Source organism: Vibrio sp. 10N.222.47.A9 (assembly GCF_963872585.1).
Lineage (GTDB): Bacteria > Pseudomonadota > Gammaproteobacteria > Enterobacterales > Vibrionaceae > Vibrio > Vibrio splendidus.
In genome coordinates this window covers 67,315-87,504 of the sequence record NZ_CAWNBB010000022.1, presented here as the reverse complement: position 1 = coordinate 87,504, position 20,190 = coordinate 67,315, and the positions used below count along the sequence as shown (strand labels likewise).

16 protein-coding genes are annotated in these 20,190 nt (G+C 44.7%); 11 read left to right on the top strand and 5 right to left on the bottom strand.

Features of this window, described 5'->3' with window-relative positions; translation table 11 throughout:
• Positions 1-150 precede the first annotated feature (150 nt).
• Genes AACT19_RS05500 through AACT19_RS05490 form a run of 3 tightly spaced genes read right to left on the bottom strand, consistent with a single transcriptional unit; the run spans position 151 to position 5,251 of the window.
• Positions 151-3,258, bottom strand: a complete 3,108-nt coding sequence (locus AACT19_RS05500; RefSeq protein ID WP_076645662.1) for an efflux RND transporter permease subunit — start codon at positions 3,256-3,258, stop codon at positions 151-153.
• Entirely contained in the window at positions 3,255-4,592 is a 1,338-nt protein-coding gene (locus AACT19_RS05495) for an efflux RND transporter periplasmic adaptor subunit (protein WP_076645660.1), read from the bottom strand. Before AACT19_RS05495 ends, AACT19_RS05500 begins: the two co-directional genes overlap by 4 nt.
• Positions 4,592-5,251 (bottom strand): TetR/AcrR family transcriptional regulator, encoded by a 660-nt coding sequence (locus tag AACT19_RS05490; RefSeq protein WP_017077646.1) that lies wholly within the window; start codon positions 5,249-5,251, stop codon positions 4,592-4,594. The genes AACT19_RS05495 and AACT19_RS05490 overlap by 1 nt, the downstream gene beginning before the upstream one ends.
• Positions 5,252-5,819: 568 nt before the next feature.
• On the opposite strand from AACT19_RS05490, the gene leuA reads away from it, so the two are divergent.
• The 5 genes from leuA (at position 5,820) to AACT19_RS05465 (ending at position 11,680) form a co-directional block, all read left to right on the top strand.
• Positions 5,820-7,367: a 2-isopropylmalate synthase gene (gene leuA / locus AACT19_RS05485; protein ID WP_076645658.1), complete on the top strand. Its 1,548-nt coding sequence runs from the start codon at positions 5,820-5,822 to the stop codon at positions 7,365-7,367.
• 97 nt (positions 7,368-7,464) lie between these two features.
• The gene (gene leuB / locus AACT19_RS05480; protein ID WP_004735886.1) at positions 7,465-8,556 is read left to right on the top strand and encodes a 3-isopropylmalate dehydrogenase; all 1,092 of its coding nucleotides are present in this window, start codon (positions 7,465-7,467) and stop codon (positions 8,554-8,556) included.
• Between the two features lie 117 nt (positions 8,557-8,673).
• Positions 8,674-10,086 carry a 3-isopropylmalate dehydratase large subunit gene (gene leuC, locus AACT19_RS05475; protein WP_076645656.1) on the top strand — a complete coding sequence of 471 codons (1,413 nt, stop codon included), beginning with the start codon at positions 8,674-8,676 and terminating at the stop codon, positions 10,084-10,086.
• Between the two features lie 14 nt (positions 10,087-10,100).
• The gene (gene leuD / locus AACT19_RS05470) at positions 10,101-10,703 is read left to right on the top strand and encodes a 3-isopropylmalate dehydratase small subunit (protein WP_017096005.1); all 603 of its coding nucleotides are present in this window, start codon (positions 10,101-10,103) and stop codon (positions 10,701-10,703) included.
• A 194-nt stretch (positions 10,704-10,897) separates the two neighbouring features.
• Positions 10,898-11,680 carry a DUF547 domain-containing protein gene (locus AACT19_RS05465; RefSeq protein WP_029404982.1) on the top strand — a complete coding sequence of 261 codons (783 nt, stop codon included), beginning with the start codon at positions 10,898-10,900 and terminating at the stop codon, positions 11,678-11,680.
• 99 nt (positions 11,681-11,779) lie between these two features.
• Here the strand turns inward: AACT19_RS05465 and AACT19_RS05460 are convergent, their stop codons facing one another.
• Together AACT19_RS05460 and djlA are read right to left on the bottom strand one after the other, a co-directional pair.
• Positions 11,780-12,325, bottom strand: a complete 546-nt coding sequence (locus tag AACT19_RS05460) for a DUF924 family protein (RefSeq protein WP_076645654.1) — start codon at positions 12,323-12,325, stop codon at positions 11,780-11,782.
• Between the two features lie 58 nt (positions 12,326-12,383).
• Positions 12,384-13,238, bottom strand: a complete 855-nt coding sequence (djlA, locus tag AACT19_RS05455; protein WP_017109327.1) for a co-chaperone DjlA — start codon at positions 13,236-13,238, stop codon at positions 12,384-12,386.
• A gap of 149 nt (positions 13,239-13,387) precedes the next feature.
• On the opposite strand from djlA, the gene lptD reads away from it, so the two are divergent.
• The 6 genes from lptD to apaH all read left to right on the top strand — a co-directional run bounded on the left by lptD (position 13,388) and on the right by apaH (position 20,165).
• Complete coding sequence (gene lptD / locus AACT19_RS05450; RefSeq protein WP_019350504.1) at positions 13,388-15,739, top strand: LPS assembly protein LptD; 2,352 nt, start codon at positions 13,388-13,390, stop codon at positions 15,737-15,739.
• A gap of 43 nt (positions 15,740-15,782) precedes the next feature.
• Positions 15,783-17,078 (top strand): peptidylprolyl isomerase SurA, encoded by a 1,296-nt coding sequence (gene surA, locus AACT19_RS05445; protein WP_017087006.1) that lies wholly within the window; start codon positions 15,783-15,785, stop codon positions 17,076-17,078.
• Positions 17,068-18,057: a 4-hydroxythreonine-4-phosphate dehydrogenase PdxA gene (gene pdxA, locus AACT19_RS05440; protein WP_076645652.1), complete on the top strand. Its 990-nt coding sequence runs from the start codon at positions 17,068-17,070 to the stop codon at positions 18,055-18,057. The genes surA and pdxA overlap by 11 nt, the downstream gene beginning before the upstream one ends.
• On the top strand, positions 18,054-18,869 hold the full coding sequence (gene rsmA / locus AACT19_RS05435) for a 16S rRNA (adenine(1518)-N(6)/adenine(1519)-N(6))-dimethyltransferase RsmA (RefSeq protein ID WP_004735898.1): 816 nt from the start codon (positions 18,054-18,056) through the stop codon (positions 18,867-18,869). The genes pdxA and rsmA overlap by 4 nt, the downstream gene beginning before the upstream one ends.
• An 82-nt stretch (positions 18,870-18,951) precedes the next feature.
• Positions 18,952-19,332: a Co2+/Mg2+ efflux protein ApaG gene (gene apaG, locus AACT19_RS05430; RefSeq protein WP_004735899.1), complete on the top strand. Its 381-nt coding sequence runs from the start codon at positions 18,952-18,954 to the stop codon at positions 19,330-19,332.
• Positions 19,333-19,361: 29 nt separating this feature from the next.
• Positions 19,362-20,165 carry a bis(5'-nucleosyl)-tetraphosphatase (symmetrical) ApaH gene (apaH, locus tag AACT19_RS05425; RefSeq protein ID WP_004735900.1) on the top strand — a complete coding sequence of 268 codons (804 nt, stop codon included), beginning with the start codon at positions 19,362-19,364 and terminating at the stop codon, positions 20,163-20,165.
• Positions 20,166-20,190 lie beyond the last annotated feature (25 nt).

The window sequence follows — 20,190 nt, the reverse complement described above, 5'->3', positions numbered from 1 at the left end:
AATAAAGCGACCCAAGGCCGCTTTATTCTTCTACGTTTTTACTTCTTTATATAAGCAAGCAAACGCTACTTCTATCGTGTTAATGGTTATAGCGTTCGATAATGATAATAGCGCTAAAGGTTATAGCGCTAAAGGTTATAGCACTAAAAGTTATAGCGCTAATGGCTCATGCTTTTTCACTAAACCAAAGTCCGCTAATATTGCGTAAGCCGCTGGGATCATAAACAGCACCAATAAGGTTGAAGCAAATATGCCAAACACAATCGAAATAACCAATGGTTGGATAACCTGAGCCTGCAAGCTGGTTTCCGTCAACAGCGGTAGCAAACCAGCTGCGGTCGTCATTGAGGTCAAGAATACCGCTCGGAAACGCTCGCGACTGGCTTTCACCACCGAGTCATGCACGCTATCTCCCTCATCGACATGGTGACGAATGTACTGCACCAACAAAATGGAATCATTAACCACAATCCCGGCAAGCGACACAAAGCCCATCATGCTTGGCATACTCAAAGAGTGGCCAAGTATCCAGTGACCAACCACCACCCCAATAAAGGCGAGTGGAATTGCTAGCATCACGACCACAGGCTCTAAGTAGCTTCGGAATTGATAGCTAAGAATCGCAAACACGCCGAATAAACCAAGCAAGAAGCCTTTACCCATCGAGGCTCCTGTCTTCGCGGCATCTTTAGCCTCCCCTTCAAAATCAAAGCGTAATCCTGGGTATTTTTGAATAAGCTTGGCTGCTTCATCTTTTTGGAACTGAGCCAAAATAGCTGATGAGCTCGCCTTCTTATTATCAATATCACCAAAGATACTGATGGTTCTCAAGCCATCAATACGCTGGATTCGCACGTAGTTACGTTGGAAATCTAATGTCGCCAATGTTGCTAGCGGGATCTGACTGCCATCTGCAGTGATGATTGGGAAGTTAGCCAGTTGCTGTAAATCGCCAGCCTGTTCTTTATCAAGACGCACTTCGATCGAGATGTTCTCAACACCGATTTGAATCTCGTCTGCTGTTTGTCCAAAAAAGGCTGCACGTAACTGAGACGCAATCATCTGCCCATTCACATTGTAGGTTTCAGCTCCAGGGCGAAGTTTAACTAAGATCTCTTCCTTACCCATGCGCATGTCATCAAGCACACCATGCACTCCGTCAAACTGATTGAGGTACTCCTGAATCTCCAGAGAAGCAGACTTCAATTCAGCCAGATCATCATGCTTGGCACGGATCTCGATAGCACGACCGCCCGGCCCCATAGTAGGTTGCTTGAACACTAATGAAATAGGATCAGCCAAATCGCCGATATCCTCTCGCCATGCATTGATGAAATCATCGATAACGGTGTTACGGCTCTCTGCACCGCGTAAGTCTAGGCGCACAGTGGCTAAGTGTGGGCCTGATTCGTTGGCGTCTGCGTTAGCATTGAATTGGCTGGTGATATGCTCAACCAATTTATTACCGTCCTCAACCTCTTCGCTCCATTGCTCATTCAAACGCTCAGCAGAAGCGACAATTTTGTCTACAACTCTCTCGGTTTGAGACAATGATGCGCCCGGCGGAAGAATGATACGCGCCTCGGCAATATCACCATCAAGCTCAGGGAAAGGTTGGAACTTAACAACGCCACCAGCAATCAAGGCTACCGAAAGCAACAGCAGGGTCAGCACTCCGCCCATAAAGGCGTAGCGGAATGTCACCACTTTCTCAACCATGTTCATCAAAGTGGTATTACGAAAGTTCTCAAACTTCTCTAACAACACAACTTTGAAGCGCAGCGCTGGCTTGTCATTCTTTTCTTTGTGTAATGAATGAGACAAGTGATTAGGCAAAATCAGGAAGGCTTCAATCAAGCTCAACGACAGCACTAATATCAATACTTGAGGAACAGCCTTAAGCACCGCGCCCATCTCTCCATCGAGAAACAGCAAGCTACCGAAAATACACACCGTAGTTAAGAAAGAAGATAACACTCCGGGAAGCACTTTCTTAACGCCGTTGTACACTGCATCATCAACGTTTTGCCCCCGATCTAAATGGGACGCTATCGATTCGGCTATCACGATGGCGTCATCCATCATGATACCAATCGCCATTAGCAAGCCAACCAATGACATGATGTTAATCGATAAACCAAGGTTAGCCATTAAGAATAAGCCACCTAGGAAGGCAACCGGTAAGCCAGCCGCAACCCAGAATGAATAGCGTAAACTGAAGAACAGCCACATGGTGGCAAATACCAGCACAATACCTTGCCAGCCATTGCGAACCATCATGGTAAGGCGATCCCACAGCACAGAGGAGAGATCGTTGGTCATTTGTAGCGTCACGCCATCAGGGGCAATCGCGCTCTGATCTTCAACGAAACGCGTCACGTTCTCTTTGATTCGTAACGCATCATCTTCTTTGTTTTTACTGATTTTCAACAGAGCCGATGGCTTTCCATCAAACAACACCTTCTGTTCATCAAGCTCAAAGCGGTCGGTTATTTTTGCAATGTCTCTCAGACGGATCACTGATCCATTAGGCGCAGAGCCAACCACGATGCTTTCCAGCTCAACCGGTGTAATTCGTCTTTCATCAAAACGAATCAGAAAATTCTTGTCTGGTGTTTCAACGTTACCGCTTGGCAGTTTTACATTCTGACGGCCAATCTGGTCTGCGATATCACCGACACTCAAACCCAGCTGGCGAATCGCTTGAGTATCCAGTTCAACGCGGTATTGATGATCAGAGAAGCCGCTAACATCGACCAGTGAAACATCATAATCAAGCTTCATGATACGTTTGAGGTCTTCAGCGTAGGCCTTAAGCTCCGGCCACGACGTTTCTGCTGTGATGGCGATATCAACAACTGGTTCATTCCAATCCAGTTCTTGAACAACAGGCGATTCAATCTCAGTCGGGAAATCATTGATCGAGTTGATTTGAGTTTGTACATCCACCAGCATTCGGCCGATATCCGCTTTCTCATTCAACTTCAGGATTAGACGTGCGCTACCTTCGATGGCTTCACACTGAGTCTCTTCAATGTTAGCTAGGCCATCGACGGCATCTTCCATTCGCACACACAAGCTTTCTTCCACTTCTTGTGGTGATGCACCGGGATACACGATGGCAGCCATAATGTAAGGCGGATCATAAGCGGGGAAGGTTTCACGCTTGATGGTTGATAATGAGCTGATACCCATGATCAATAACCCAAGCATCAACAAGTTTGCCGCTGTTGGGTGCCTAGAAAAGAACTTGATCATGACGCACTCTCCTGAGTATCCGATTCAAGCTTAATCTCTGTAGAGTTCGACTCTTTCAGTAACATGCCTTCGATAGCTGGCAGGACGTCATTAAGAACCAATTTATCTCCCGTTTGTAGCTCGCCACTCACAACCACTTGGTTATCTCTGCGATAAAGCACTTCAACATTCACCACTTGCAAGCGCTGATTGTCATCCATCAGGTAAACCTTGTCACCGTGCAATGCTCGCTCTGGAACCACCCAACTCAGATTGGCTACACCTTCAATCTCAGCTTTTACAAACATGCCGTTGACCAAAGGGGTCGCATTGCTTGGCTGCAGTTGTGAATAGTCTTGAGCGATCTCGAGAATAATTCCTGCTGTCGCTTGGTTTTCATCAACCGTCTCACTGATTCTTGCTACCTTCGCAGGCCAACTCAGTTTCAGGTTGCCGCTGTTAAGTTGAATCGTCGCTTTGATTGGCGCTTCATAAGGATTAGGGATTCCTGCAACATCGCGAGGGAATTGATTAAAGCTCGAGGCTAAAGTTTGCATATCGTGAATAGAAAGTTGCGCCTCCACTTCCATGACATCAATTCCGTGAGCAACAAACATCTCTTGCTGAAGGTTAACCACTTGGTTTTGTTCGATATCAACCTGGGCAATTCGCATCGCTCTTGGCAAAATGATGGTGGTCTTATCGAGAGAGCGCTGCGCCTCTTTCACTTTAGATACATTGACCTTAATCACCGCTTCCGCAACACGTTTTTCATCTGGCATTAAAGCGATTTGGTTCGCGATATCCAACACTAGCTTCTGTTGAGACAGTGCACTTTGTTGTTGCAGGTCGACATCCGATTGAGAAGTCAGCCCTTTCTTACGCAGATCTTGTTTACGTTGTAGCTCTTTGTTGCTGATCACTAAGCGATTCTTTTCGATCTTAAGAGTCTGATTCAGGTTGTCTTCTTCTTGATTCAATTTTGCTAATGAGGTTTGGCTTGATTTTAGATCCGCCTCTGCTTGTATCAGTTTCAATTCGTAATCCAATGGATCAACCTTGAGCACAACCGTTCCCGCAGGGATCACCTGACCTTTCTCAAGATCCGGATGACGATAAACGATCTGTCCAGTCACCTCGGCAATCGCTTTCCATTCGACTTTCGGCACCACTTTGCCAAAGCCAACCGCTAACGGTGCTATCAGTTGTTGCTCTAGGCTTACTGTATCAACTAAGCGAGCTCTATCACCCGCGGGCTTGGTTGGAAGATCCGGCTTCAAGTTAATTGCAACCACAAGGCCAATGACACCAACCGCAAGTGCCGGAAAGAAGAGTAGTTTTTTATTTATTTTCATTATCTTTGGTCCTGCACGGAAGAAGGGCTAGGCGTGTTTATAAAGCCTTCTGTCATCAATTGAATGTTGTGTTCGATTAAACGGTTAAGAAATTCTTCATTAATCTCAATACCATGGATTGCTAATAGAGGGGGCGGCGCAATGAACGGAAATACCATCAAGCTTATATACGACACGCGACAGAGCTTGGGATCCATCTCTTTTCTTAAGACACCCTGTGCCACCAACTTTTCAAAAATGACATCTTGGGCTGGCTTGGCCACATCGAGGAAAACCTTTTCGAGCAACTCTCTTTGCACTTCAGAGGGAGGCATATTCATCACTTGGGCAATCAAGCGAGGAAACTTGGGGACCTTGACCATCTCTTTGTAGTAAGTCCGCATTAAATCAAGAAAGTTCTCATGACTGCTTTCTTCAACCAACCTTTGCATCTGCAATTGCATCGGTCGTAGGGTTTCACGTAGCATCGCCTCAAATAACCCAGCCTTACTGCCAAAGTAATAACGGATCATCGCAATGTTCACACCCGCACGATCAGCAATCAGACGTGTCGAGACCTTGTCGTATGGCTGAACAACAAACAGATCGCGAGCATGCTCAATCAATAACTGTCGAACATCTAAGTTCTGTTGAGGTCGCCCCGCTTTTCGTGCCGTCATGGCAAAAATCCATCTCTATAATTAATCACCCGATTAATTATAGAGATAAACAGGCGTAACAGTAGAAGATTAATTACTCACTATTTAATCAAGTGATTAATTAATTGGGTAACGCTTGTGATTTTTTTGGTGAATCGTTCCATCAAAAAGATTTACTACAAAGTTTTAACCTACACATCAGCCAAACGATAAACTAACCCGCCAATACAAAACCACCAATCAGTCGATTTATCCAACTACAGAATAAAAAACAGCACAAACCAAACCAAAACACTGCCAATGTACGCTGATATTGGATTTTCTTGTTTGACGCTCAGAATAAATTACGGTAAATATGGTGTTAACAGTTTATTTACGGATATTTGTGTAATGATTTTTTCTTCTTCTCTACTGCTGAAACTTCTCCTTATCGTGAACCAATCGCGCGGGTAAGTTGTGGGTCAAGAACTACACAAATATTAAAACCCGCACTGAGCGGGTTTTTTTGTAACTGGCACTTTTAAAAGAACATCATTCTTAATAATAATTTGGATAGCAATCGATTCATTATCGATATAAGGAAGCACCCATGAACGATCAAGTAATAATTTTTGATACTACCTTACGTGACGGCGAGCAAGCATTGGCTGCAAGCCTTACGGTAAAAGAGAAGTTACAGATCGCTTATGCTCTTGAGAGACTGGGTGTCGATGTTATCGAAGCTGGCTTCCCTATCTCTTCGCCAGGTGATTTTGAGTCTGTACAAACCATCGCTAAACACATCAAAGACAGCCGTATTTGTGCACTTTCTCGTGCCGTAGCGAAAGATATCGACGCCGCTGCAGAAGCGCTTAAAGTTGCTGACCAGTTCCGTATTCACACCTTCATCTCTACATCGACGGTTCACGTACAAGACAAATTACGCCGCAGCTACGACGATGTTGTCGAGATGGCAGTGAAAGCCGTCAAACACGCGCGTAACTACACTGACGATGTTGAGTTCTCATGTGAAGATGCCGGTCGTACCCCTATCGACAACCTATGTCGTATGGTTGAAGCCGCGATTAACGCTGGCGCAAAAACCATCAATATTCCAGACACGGTAGGCTATACAGTACCGAATGAGTTTGGTGGCATTATCAAAACGCTATTCGAGCGCGTACCCAACATCGACCAAGCGATCATCTCTGTTCACTGTCACGATGACTTAGGTATGTCGGTTGCAAACTCAATTGCCGCTGTGCAAGCGGGCGCTCGTCAAATTGAAGGCACAATCAATGGTATTGGCGAACGTGCAGGTAACTGTTCTTTAGAAGAAATCGCAATGATCATCAAAACTCGTCAAGAGCTTTTGGGTGTTCACACCGGCTTGGATCATAAAGAGATTCACCGTACCAGTAAGTTGGTTAGCCAGCTTTGCCACATGCCAATTCAAGACAACAAAGCAATCGTCGGTGCTAACGCATTCAGCCACTCTTCAGGTATTCACCAAGATGGCATGCTTAAGAACAAGAACACTTACGAGATCATGACGCCTGAGTCTATCGGTTTGAAAAACAAGGCATTGAACCTAACAAGCCGTAGTGGCCGAGCGGCTGTTAAGAGCCACATGGACGCGATGGGCTATAAAGACAACGAATACAATCTAGATTCATTGTACGAAGACTTCTTGAAGCTGGCTGACCGTAAAGGCCAAGTATTCGATTACGACTTAGAAGCACTAATGCACTTCGCGAACCTACGTGACGAAGATGACTTCTATAAACTTAACTACCTAAGCGTACAATCTGGTAGTGTTATGTCTACCACCAGTATCAAGCTCCAATGTGGCGATGAAGAGAAATGCGAAGCGGCTGTCGGTAACGGCCCTGTAGATGCTTTATACCAATGTATCTACCGCTTAACGGGTTACGAAATTGCATTGGATAAATTCGACCTGACCGCGAAAGGCGAAGGCGAAGATGGCTTAGGTCAAGCCGATATTATTGCGAACTATAAAGGCCGTAAGTACCACGGTACGGGCGTTTCAACGGATATCGTTGAAGCTTCTGGTCAAGCGCTATTGCACGTTATCAATAGCATTCAACGTGCAGACACCATCGCTGAAATGAAGCAGCAAAGAATCGCGACAGTTTAAGCACCCAATAACAGAGCCCTAGAGCCGCTGTTGTTGGCTTTAGGGACAAAATTTAAAACGAGCCAACTAGCTCAGTAACAAGAATTAAAGGATTAACATGACTGATAAATCATACAAGATTGCCGTACTACCTGGTGATGGCATTGGCCCAGAAGTAATGCAACAAGCACATAAAGTGCTAGACGCGATTGAAAAGAAGCACGCGATTAGCTTTTCTCGCGAAGAGTATGATGTTGGTGGTATCGCAATTGATAATCACGGCTGTCCACTTCCAGAAGCGACAGTAACGGGTTGTGAGGAATCTGACGCGGTACTTTTCGGCTCGGTTGGCGGTCCTAAGTGGGAACACCTTCCACCAAACGATCAACCAGAACGTGGTGCCCTACTTCCTCTACGTAAGCACTTCCAACTGTTCTGTAACCTACGTCCAGCGCAAATCCACAAGGGGTTAGAGTCGTTCTCTCCTTTGCGTGCTGACATCTCAGGTAATGGTTTCGACATCGTTGTTGTTCGTGAATTAACTGGCGGCATCTACTTCGGCCAACCTAAAGGTCGTGAAGGAGAAGGCGCAACAGAGAAAGCCTTTGATACTGAGGTTTACCACCGTTACGAAATCGAACGTATTGCGAAGATTGCTTTTGAATCTGCTCGTCTACGTAACAAAAACGTTTACTCAATCGATAAAGCAAACGTTCTTCAGAGCTCTATCTTATGGCGTGAAGTGGTTGAAGAAATCTCGAAAGACTACCCAGATGTCACGCTAAACCACATGTACATCGACAACGCGACCATGCAGTTAATCAAAGATCCGTCTCAGTTTGATGTAATGCTATGTTCAAACATCTTCGGTGACATCATCTCTGATGAGTGCGCAATGATCACGGGTTCTATGGGTATGCTTCCTTCTGCAAGCTTGAACGAAAGTAACTTCGGCCTATACGAACCAGCAGGTGGCAGCGCTCCAGATATCGCAGGCAAGAACATCGCGAACCCAGTCGCGCAAATTCTTTCTGCAGCGCTAATGCTTCGTTACAGCCTAGGCGAAGAAGCCGCAGCTCAAGATATCGAAACAGCGGTATCTAAAGCACTTTCTGCAGGCGAGCTAACCGCTGACCTTGCAGGCAAAAACCAAGCGCTGACTACCTCTGAAATGGGCGACAAGATCGCTGAGTACATCTTAGCTTCATAAGCTAGATGCTTAGATTAGAAGCAAGTACATAAGAATAATATCAAGCCAAGTCAGCTTAAATAGCATGACTTGGCTCGAAACAAACACTGGGACTGATGCTCCCAAGGAAGAAAAGCTATGTCGACAAACCAGCAAGCAAAAACCTTATACGAAAAAGTTTATGACGCTCACGTTGCGGTTGCAGCGAAAGGCGAAACGCCAATTCTTTATATCGATCGTCACTTAGTCCATGAAGTAACGTCACCTCAAGCCTTTGATGGCCTGCGTGAAAAAGGCCGTAAAGTTCGCCAAGTAGGCAAAACTTTTGCGACCATGGATCACAACGTATCGACACAAACTAAAGACATCAATGCTTCTGGCGAGATGGCTCGTATCCAAATGGAAACGCTATCGAAGAACTGTGAAGAGTTTGGTGTCACGCTCTACGACCTAAACCACAAATACCAGGGTATTGTGCACGTAATGGGCCCTGAGTTAGGTATTACTCTGCCGGGCATGACCATCGTTTGTGGTGACTCACACACGGCAACTCACGGTGCATTTGGTTCTCTTGCATTTGGTATCGGCACTTCTGAGGTTGAACACGTTCTAGCGACTCAAACGCTAAAACAAGCTCGCGCTAAAACCATGAAGATCGAAGTAAAAGGTAAAGTAGCAGAAGGCATTACAGCCAAAGATATCGTACTCGCGATCATCGGCAAGACAACGGCAGCTGGTGGTACTGGTTATGTAGTTGAGTTCTGTGGTGAGGCGATTACTGACCTTACGATGGAAGGTCGTATGACGGTATGTAACATGGCAATCGAGCTGGGCGCGAAAGCGGGTCTAATCGCTCCAGATGCAACGACATACGAGTACATCAAAGGTCGTAAGTTTTCTCCTGAAGGTCAAGATTTAGAAGCAGCGATTGAATACTGGAGCACACTAAAAACCGATGCTGAGGCAGAGTTCGATGCGGTTGTAACGCTAGAAGCCGCTGACATCAAACCACAAGTCACTTGGGGAACAAACCCAGGTCAGGTTATCTCAGTAGACACACCAATCCCTGCACCAGAAAGCTTCGCAGATCCTGTTGAAAAAGCATCTGCTGAAAAAGCTCTGGCTTACATGGGCCTTGAAGCGGGTAAATCTCTATCTGATTACAACGTCGATAAAGTTTTCGTGGGTTCTTGTACTAACTCTCGTATCGAAGACATGCGCGCAGCAGCAGCGGTAGCAAAAGGCCGCCAAGTAGCGAAACATGTTCAAGCATTGATCGTTCCGGGTTCTGAGCAAGTAAAAGCACAAGCTGAAGCTGAAGGCCTAGATAAGATCTTTATCGAAGCAGGCTTTGAATGGCGCCTACCGGGTTGCTCTATGTGTCTTGCAATGAACAATGACCGTTTAGGTCCACAAGAGCGCTGTGCTTCTACATCAAACCGTAACTTTGAAGGTCGCCAAGGCCGTGATGGTCGTACGCACCTAGTTAGCCCTGCAATGGCAGCCGCAGCGGCAATCGCTGGTCACTTTGTCGATATTCGTGAACTTTAATTAGAGGATTTAACATGTCAGGTTTTCAACAACACACCGGATTAGTCGTTCCTCTAGATACGGCCAACATCGATACTGATGCGATCATTCCAAAGCAGTTTCTACAGAAAGTGAACCGTATTGGCTTTGGTAAGCACTTGTTCCACGATTGGCGCTTCCTTGATGACGCAGGCCAGCAACCAAACCCTGAGTTTGTAATGAATGCACCACGCTATAAAGGCGCTTCAATTCTACTGGCTCGTGAAAACTTTGGTTGTGGTTCATCTCGTGAACATGCACCTTGGGCGCTTGCCGATTACGGTATTCAAGTGATGATCGCGCCAAGCTTTGCAGATATTTTCTACGGTAACTCGATCAATAACCAGATGGTTCCTGTTCGTCTTACTGATCAAGAAGTTGATGAGATTTTCCAATTCGTTGAAGCGAATGAAGGTGCTGAGATCGACGTTGATTTAGAAGCAATGAAAGTCAGTGCAAATGGAAAAGAGTACTCGTTTGAAATTGATGAGTTCCGTCGTCACTGCTTGCTGAATGGCCTAGATAACATCGGCCTAACGCTTCAACACGCAGATAAGATTTCAGAGTTTGAAGCTAAGATTCCTAGCTTCCTGAAATAGCATCACACAGTTTTGTGTGCATATAAAAGGTTGGCCTAGTGCCAACCTTTTTTATTTGGCTGAGCTTTTAGCTTAACTTAATGTGCTTATTAAGCTCAGCCCTTTATTCAGAGCAGTTCCGCTATTTAACTGAAGAGCTATGAAAGAAAATCGTAAAGCATAAGGTCTTAGTAGTCAGTCATCAGGAGAATGCCATGAAACAACTACTTTTTATTGTCAGCCTACTTTTCTCAACCTTAGCTTGGTCTGCGCCTAAATCTGATCTTTGGCCATACTGGAACCAAAGCGACGAAACCAATCTAGAACAGGTATCTCACCAAGATTGGCAGCAATTTCTCGATAACTACTTAGTTAAACAAGGGCAAAATACCCTAGTTCGCTATCAAGCAGTGAACACCGCAGATAAGACAAAACTCAAGCAATACATCAAGAGGTTAGAGCAGTTGAATCCACTCGACTACTCAAAATCGGAACAATATGCCTACTGGGTTAACCTATACAACGCAGTGACTGTCGATCTAATTCTCGATGCTTACCCAATAAAATCCATCACCAAGCTCGGCGGACTGTTTAGTTTTGGGCCATGGGGAGATGATGTGGTAATCGTTAACGGGAAGTCACTAACACTCAATGATATTGAACATCGAATCTTAAGACCGATTTGGCAAGATCCACGTACGCATTATGCAGTGAATTGTGCGAGTTTGGGATGCCCTAACTTACAGTCTGAAGCTTTTACCTCTGGCAATACTGCAGCCTTGTTGGAACAAGCTGCTAGTGATTTTGTAAATAGCGATAAGGGCGTGTTGATTGGAAACAACAAACTACAACTATCATCGATTTACGATTGGTTTGCTGTGGATTTTGGTACAGAGAAACAACTCATTCAACACTTAGACCAGTATCGAACAAAGCCGGTGACGAACACTGAAAAAATCAGTTATGACTATGATTGGTCGCTTAACCAAGCAAACTAGTTTTAACGTTAAAGCTCATGAATGCAGCTAAACAAAAAGAGGCTAGAGGTTTTTATTAACCGCTAGCCTCTTCTCAATTCTTTGACCGTATTTCTACAATTAAAAGCTTGAACCCGGTTGCTGCAAGAACTCAACCTCTTCAGGAGTCGAAGTTCGCCCTAGCACCTCATTACGATGAGGGTAGCGACCAAAACGCTCAATGATGACCTTGTGCTTAAACTCAAAATCAAGATTATGTGCTAATCCCGTTTGAGAAAAGAGCTCCACGGCTTGTTCATGAACCAACAAAGATTCACTGTGCATATAAGGCATATACAGGAAGCTTTTTTGTTGCTCGTTAAGCTGGTGATCAAAACCACCCGCTACCGCCTCTTGGGCTAGAGCCAACGCCATCGGATCAGCCGAAAAAGCTGTCGGACTGTTTCTACCAATATTTCGAGAAAACTGATCAAGCACGATAATTTCAGCCAAGCGCCCTTCTGCATTTTGTCGCCATTCAAATAGCTCACCTTGGATAGCGGCTTTGTGCAGTTTAGCAAAACGAGACTCAATCAAAGTATCGATCTCTTCACCGCCAGTAAACCAGTCTTTTGGCGTCAGTTCATCGAACCAAAACTCTAGAACATCCTGATACGTTACCGTCATATAATTCCCTTTAATAAAAAACCGAGTCATTTAATATCATGACTCAGTCTATATTCAATTACTTAAAACCTTTTACTTTCTTTATCAGATCATAAGCGTTCTGAATTTCTTGCGATTTCTCTTTCGCAACATTCATCATCTCAGGCGGTAAGCCCTTCGCCATCAGTTTATCTGGGTGATGCTCATTCATCAGCTTGCGGTAAGCTTTCTTCACCTCTTTACCGTCGGCACTTTCACTCACACCGAGAACTTTAAACGCATCGGCCAGTTGGTTTTGTTGCGAAGCCTGTTGCCAACCCGATGATTGCCCATGGCCTTGATGGCCACCAAAGCTTCCACCTTGCTGTTGAAAACGAAATGCTGCTTCTTGCATCTGCAAGCGGCGCTCTAGCTGTTCTGCAGAAAATCCAAGGCCTTGCGCTATCTTATGCAGAACCTGACGTTCACTCGGGTGCAAGCTTCCATCAGCAAATGCTGCGGACACTTGTAGCTCCAGAAAAAACTGCAGAAGATCAAAACGACCACCCGATGAGATTTTCACACGCTCAAGCACATCGCTTAACGGGAAGTCACTCTCTTTGCCGTCACGGAAAGCATCTTGAGCCGCTTTACGTTGTTCGCCATGCAGGTTCATACGCTCCATCATTGTAGAAGCGAGCTGAATCTCTTCTGGCGTGACCTGGCCTTTGGCTTTAGCAACATGTCCCATAACCGCAAAAGCCGCTTTAAAGAACTCGTTTTGCCTTTCTGCTTGGCTTGGTCCACGGCCAAAACCAGAACTGTTGAACCCCGATTGGTTTAAACGTCGAGCCTTATCAAATTGATGCCCCAAAAATAGGCCAAAAACTAAACCGAGCGGCCCTCCAAATAAAAAGCCAAAAAACGCGCCCAAAATTTTGCCAAATATTTGCATTATGTGTTCTCTATCTATGAATTTTATCTGAGTAACGCTGTCTGATGATGCTGAATGCTAATATTTCCTTTATCATAAGGAAAATGCTTTATTAATTGGATTGATACTAGATCAACCCTTCATCTAGTGACACAGGATAGTTCAACTTCATGCAATCTTTTTCCCGCACCTTGTTAGCCGCGTCTATAAGTACGGCATTATACGTGTCGACAACTCAAGCTGAAACAATCACCGATAGTAGTGTGCAGGAAATGCCCTCTATAGATCAATGCTTGATCGAGCCCGCTGCAGAAAACGAGACACAGCTACCCGCTCATGTTGAGTCAGATCGCTTAGAAGCTATCAATGGTGACAAGGCAATATATTCGGGTGACGTAAGAGTTACGCAAGGGAACAAGACCATCCTTGCCGATAATGTAACCCTACACCAACAAGAAAATATCGTTGTAGCTGAAGGCAACGTTAACTTTAGTGATGGTCAAATCAAATCAGTGTCAGACAGAGCAACCAACAATCTGACTACCGATGAAATGACGCTAGAAAATACCGACTACGAATTTCTTTGCGAACCAGGTCGCGGTGATGCGGTTTATATCGCAAAAACAGGCAAAGCGGTTTATGAGATCGAAGATGGCTCGATAACCTCTTGCCCTATCGGTGATAATGCTTGGCGTTTAAGAGCCTCAAGTATTGACGTCGATCAGAATAAAGAACAAGCAACCTTCTATAATCCACGCTTTGAAATCCAGAGCGTGCCGGTTTTCTACCTTCCTTATTTAACTGTTCCTATTGGCGACACTCGTAAAACCGGCTTCTTATATCCAACCGTCTCATACGGCTCAAGCGATGGTTTTGAAGCTGAAATCCCAATTTATTGGAACTTAGCACCCAACTACGATCTAGAAACCACTTTCAAGTACATGCAAGAGCGCGGCACACAACTCAACAGTAAGTTTCGTTATCTAAGTGATTTTGGTGAAGGTAGTATCAAATCTGAATACTTACCAGATGACAAAAAATATGAAGCAAAAGGCGATCGTTGGGGCGCGCAACTAGAGCACTCCGGGATATTTCAAGAATCTTGGTTGTTCGAAGTTGATTACTCAAAAGTCAGTGATATAGATTACTTTACCGACGTTAGCTCAAGCAGTATCGGTAACCGTGAAGATGGCCAGTTATTACAAGAAGGCCAAGCTACATACCGTTCTCAAAACTGGGATGCATCGGTGCTTGTCCGAGATTTTCAGGTCTTAACTCCAAACAACCAACCTTATCGTCTCATGCCACAACTCGAGTATAACTACTATGCTCCTGAAGTGATGAAGTACTTAGACTTCGACCTCATCAGCCATGTTTCAGTATTCGATACTGACGCTTCAGACAAACCATCTGCCACTCGTGTGCACGTTGAACCTGGCATTACAATTCCGGTTGGAAACACTTGGGGCACATGGACAACAGAGGCTCGACTACTCGGCACATACTATCAACAAGATCTTGATGGTGTTGATACATCAAGCGACGAATACAAAGATTTAGAAGAATCAGTAAGCCGAATTATCCCTGAGTTCAGAAGCCACGCAGGTATCGTTTTAGAGAGAGATACAACGCTAATCGGGAGCTACACGCAAACACTCGAACCTCAAGTTCAGTATCTTTATGTACCAGAAGAAGATCAATCTAACATAGCTCTGTACGACACAACATTGCTGCAAACGGATTACTACGGCCTATTTAGAAGCCGTAAATACAGTGGCGTTGACTTCATTGCGGCAGCCAACCAAATTAGCTACGGTGCATCTTCTAGGTTCTTTGATAATGAATATAGGGAACGCTTAAATGTGTCTTTTGGGCAAATTTTTTATATTGACAAAGATACTAAACGTACTCCTGAAGGCACAGATCCAAACGATAAATCTAACTACTCCTCATGGGCTGTAGAGGTCGATTTCAACTACGATGATTACCTCTTTTATCATGGTGGTGTGCAGTACGATATCGACGCATCAGAAATGCAACTTGCTAATAGTACAATAGAATACCGTTTTACTGGCGGTTACGTACAAACCAACTATCGCTATGTCACAAAAGAGTATATAGAAGATAATGTTGGCGACACTATAACCAACATAAATCAAATAACAAAAGACGGAATCTCTCAATTGGGATTATTAGGTGGTTATCAAATCTCTGCTAAATGGAATGCTAGTGCCCAGTACTTCTATGATCTAACAACTGAAGAAGAACTAGAATGGTTAACTACCCTAAACTATAGGTCTGATTGTTGGTATATAGGCTTCACATACAGCAATCAATTACGCAGTTGGGAAGGTGATTTTGTTACCAACCCTAACGCAACACCAGTTTACGAAAATAACTTCAGTGTGAACTTCGGTATTGTTGGTTTTGGTACCAACATTGGCTCAGATTCTGGTGCTGTAGGTGAAAGCAGCTCTGATAATGCACTGAGCTACGGCCGACCATTCTTCTTAAACAACTAATTTTCTTTACTGATAAAACATCAGTAAATTTAAAGGATTACACATGACATTGTGGAAACGCACATTAATTGCCATCGCAGCAGCTTGCACTGTATCAGTAAGCTACGCAGCGCCGGTAGAACTAGACAGCGTAAAAGTTATCGTTAACGAAGGCGTGATCTTACAAAGCGACATCGATGCTTCAATGAAGACGCTGCGCGCAAATGCTAAGAAAAGCGGCCAAACACTACCATCGCAAGACGTGCTCAATGAGCAAGTGCTTGAAAAACTGATCATCGATACCATTCAAACACAAGAAGCAGAGCGTATTGGGGTTCGTATCGATGATGCTCGACTTGATCAAGCAATCGAAGGCATCGCGAAAGACAACAACCAGACTGTAGAACAATTAACAGCATCGGTTGCTGAAGAAGGCCTTAGTTACAATGCATTTCGCGAACAAGTAAGAAAAGAGATTGCGGCAAGTGAAGCGCGTAACGCCTTAGTGCGTCGTCGTATCAACATTCTTCCAGCTGAAGTCGATAACCTTGCGGATATCTTGGCGCAAGAGACTAACGCGACCGTTCAATACAAAATCGGCCACATCCAACTTCGCTTTAATGATGACCAAACCAAAGAAGAACTAGAAGCTCAAGCTAAAGAAGTGGTTGAGGAACTCAACTCAGGCAAAGATTTCAGCACCATGGCTTATACTTATTCAAAAGGTCCTAAAGCACTACAAGGTGGTGACTGGGGTTGGATGCGTAAAGAAGAGATGCCTACCATTTTTGCAGACCAAATCAAAATGCAGAATAAAGGCAGCATCATCGGTCCTTTCCGAAGTGGCGTTGGTTTCCACATTCTAAAAATTGAAGATGTTAAAGGTTTGGAAACGGTAGCGGTAACGGAAGTTAATGCTCGTCATATCCTAATTAAACCGACCGTCATCTTAAGTGACGACGGTGCCAAGGAGCAATTAGAGGAAATCACGCGTCGTGTAAACGCGGGTGAAGCGAGCTTTGGTGAACTTGCGCAACAATACAGCCAAGATCCAGGCTCTGCAGTGCAAGATGGTGAACTAGGCTACCAAACACCGGATTTGTATGTACCTGAATTTAAGCACCAAGTAGAAACGCTTCCTGAAGGTAAGATCAGCGCACCATTTAAAACCGTGCATGGCTGGCACATTGTTGAAGTACTAGACCGTCGAGAAGTAGACCGTACCGATTCAGCTTTGAAAAACAAAGCTTACCAAATTCTATTTAACCGTAAGTTCAACGAAGAAGCTGGTGCTTGGCTGCAAGAAGTAAGAGCAAGTGCCTTTGTTGAAATGGTTGAGGATGACCAAGATGACAACTAAACGCCTTGTCATTACGGCAGGTGAACCAGCGGGAATTGGGCCAGATTTGACTCTCGCCTTATCCCAAGAAAGCTGGCCACATCAGCTCATAGTTTGTGCCGATAAAACCCTACTAGCAGAGCGAGCTGAAATGTTAGGGATCAAGGTTGAGCTGTTGGATTACGATTCAACTGCGCCCAAGCAACCTCAACGCTCCGGAACACTAGTTGTGAAACACGTTCCACTGGCTGAAACTGCCGTAGCTGGCCAACTCAATGAAGCGAACGGTCATTACGTATTAAATACTTTAGAAACCGCAGCAATTGGCTGTATGAATGATGAATTTGATGCTATTGTCACCGGCCCTGTTCACAAGGGTGTAATTAACCGAGCTGGCGTTGCTTTTAGCGGCCATACCGAGTTCTTTGCAGAGAAGTCCAATACACCGCTCGTGGTGATGATGTTGGCAACAGAAGGGCTGCGTGTTGCGCTAGTAACAACGCACATCCCACTAGCTTATGTATCTCAATCAGTAACCGAAGACAGATTAGAGCAAATTATTGCAATTCTGAATAAAGATTTGGTTGAAAAATTTGCTATTGAGAAACCAACTATCTACGTGTGTGGCTTGAATCCACATGCTGGTGAAGATGGTTGCTTGGGACGTGAAGAGATAGAAACCATCACCCCGACGCTAGAAAAAATTCGCCAAAAAGATGGCATCAATTTAGTTGGCCCATTGCCAGCAGATACCATCTTTAATGAAAAATATTTGCAAGATGCAGATGCTGTTTTAGGTATGTATCACGACCAAGTACTCCCGGTATTGAAATACAAAGGGTTTGGTCGCTCAGTGAACATCACGCTTGGCTTACCGTTTATTCGCACATCAGTCGACCACGGTACCGCCTTAGACTTGGCAGGGAAAGGCCAAGCCGATACAGGGAGCTTTAGAACAGCGCTCACGCACGCCATTGAATTAGTAGAGAAAAAGCAATGAGAAATGATGTCCACTTAGGGCACAAAGCGCGTAAACGTTTTGGTCAAAACTTCCTTAACGATCCATACATTATTGATGGCATCGTATCGAGCATTAACCCACTACCAGGTCAAAACTTGGTAGAGATCGGTCCTGGTCTAGGCGCAATTACTGAGCCAGTGGGTAAGCTTGTCGATAAATTTACCGTTATCGAATTGGATAGAGATCTGGCTGAACGTCTTCGCAACCATCCTGATCTGGCTGATAAGCTAACGATCTATGAAGGCGATGCAATGAAGTTCGATTTCGAACAACTTGTTAAGCCAAACAACAAGCTACGTATTTTCGGTAACTTGCCATACAACATCTCGACACCATTGATGTTCCACCTTTTTGAGTTCCATAAAGACGTGCAAGACATGCACTTCATGCTTCAAAAAGAAGTGGTTAACCGATTAGCGGCCGGCCCAGGTACTAAAGCTTATGGTCGTCTTACGGTAATGGCTCAATACTACTGTAAAGTGACGCCTGTGCTAGAAGTGCCACCAACGGCCTTCGTTCCGCCACCGAAAGTAGATTCTGCAGTAGTACGCCTACAGCCATACGAAGTGCTACCTTACCCGGCAAAAGATCTGAAATGGCTAGATCGTGTATGTCGTGAAGGCTTTAACCAGCGTCGTAAAACGGTTCGTAACTGCTACAAGAGCCTAATCGACAAAGAAGTACTTGAAGAGTTGGGTGTTAACCCTGGCATGCGTCCTGAGAATTTAACGCTCGAGCAGTTTGTCGACATGGCAAACTGGTTGTACGACACTCACAGCGCTGACAAATAATTCTAAAAGGCTCCTACACTTCGGTGAGGAGCCTGTTTTTTATGTAATACTTTAAAGCATACCAACAACAAAAGGTGCGAATATGGATATATCTACGCCTTGTATCAAATGTCAGGTTCACTCTAAATACATAGAGGAACAATCTGAACCAACGAAGAACCGCTACGTCTTCGCCTACATCATTACCATCAAAAACCTCAGCAAAACAACGGTTCAACTCATGTCTCGCCGCTGGCTGATTACCGACTCCAACGGCAAACAACTCACCATAGAGGGTGATGGCGTAGTTGGGCAACAACCCGTGATTGAGGCCAACGACGAATACACTTACACCAGTGGTACCGTCATCGAAACTCCTGTGGGTGTTATGCAAGGTCATTATGTGATGACAGATAACAAAGGCATCGACTTCATAACTGAAGTGGATCCATTTAGACTCGCGATCCCTAATATTCTTAATTAGCCGTACATCTGTACCTACAGGAAATTATTGTGTCGAATTATATTGTCGGAGACATCCAAGGGTGCTTCGACGAACTTCAATTACTGCTTGAAACCGTCAACTTTGACAAACAACAAGATACCTTATGGGTCGCTGGTGACTTGGTCGCTCGAGGTCCTAAATCATTGGAGACACTACGCTTTATTCGTAGCCTAGGTGACGCAGCTAAGGTTGTATTAGGTAACCATGACTTGCATCTACTTGCGGTTTCCTTAGGGCTCTTTCCAGCTAAAGCAAAAGATAAGACTCAACCTATTCTTGATGCGGAAGACCGTGAACAGTTGCTCGAATGGTTAAGACAACAGCCTTTAATTCAGGAGCATACAGAGTTCGTGATGTCTCATGCTGGTATCTCACCTCAATGGGATCTAGAGCGAGCACGGATTGAAAGTCTGGAAATAGCTGATTTATTAAAATCCGATCAGTGGCAATGGCTTATCGAGAATATGTACAGCAACACGCCTGACTTATGGCGTCAAAATTTAGAAGGGATTGAGCGCTATCGCTATGCGATCAACAGCCTTACTAGAATGCGATTCTGTTTTACTGATGGTCGTCTCGATATGGCCTGTAAACTTCCACCAAACGAAATTACAACTGAGCCGCTAGTGCCTTGGTTTGACCTACCACAACGTATAAAGCTGGATAAAACAGTTATTTTTGGACACTGGGCTGCGCTAGAAGGTTACTCAGGAAAAGAGGTGATTGGACTTGATACTGGGTGTGTGTGGGGGGGAGACTTGACGATACTTCGCTGGGAAGACAAACAGTTTTTCACTCAAAAAGCGCTATAGAAACACGAGATACGAGATACGAGAT